General features: G+C 47.5%; 1 protein-coding gene. It reads left to right on the top strand.

The genetic code is table 11. From position 1 onward, the window contains the following. A partial coding sequence (locus tag MD588_RS25960) for an integrase core domain-containing protein (protein ID WP_265700839.1) occupies window positions 1-325 on the top strand: 325 nt, incomplete at its 5' end. Between the last annotated feature and the right edge of the window lie 35 nt (window positions 326-360).

Genomic DNA, 360 nt, shown 5'->3' with positions numbered 1-360 from the left:
CTTGTTCAGAACGTTGAAGTACAGGCCACAATGGCCTTCATCTGGCTTCAATAATCTGGGTGATGCCAGAAGTTGGGTTAAGAACTTTGTCGAGTGGTACAACGAAGAACACCGTCATAGTCGAATAGGCTTCGTGACTCCGGGGCAACGTCATCGTAACGAGGATGCTGAAATCTTGGCAATAAGAAAGACAGTCTTCGAGCAAGCGAAAGCAAGAAACCCAGAGCGTTGGTCAGGAGAAATAAGGAAATGCGAACCTGCTGGGCCGGTCATGCTTAACCCAGAGAAACCAGATATCAACGAGCAGCTGGAACAAGCTGCTTAAACATAATTAGGCGACAACTACCTTGAAAAACGCCG

Origin of the sequence: Photobacterium obscurum (assembly GCF_026191635.1) — a bacterium.
Classification (GTDB): Bacteria; Pseudomonadota; Gammaproteobacteria; order Enterobacterales; family Vibrionaceae; genus Photobacterium; species Photobacterium obscurum.
The sequence above is the reverse complement of the archived record's forward strand: the minus strand, read 5'-3'. Positions and strand labels throughout refer to the sequence as shown.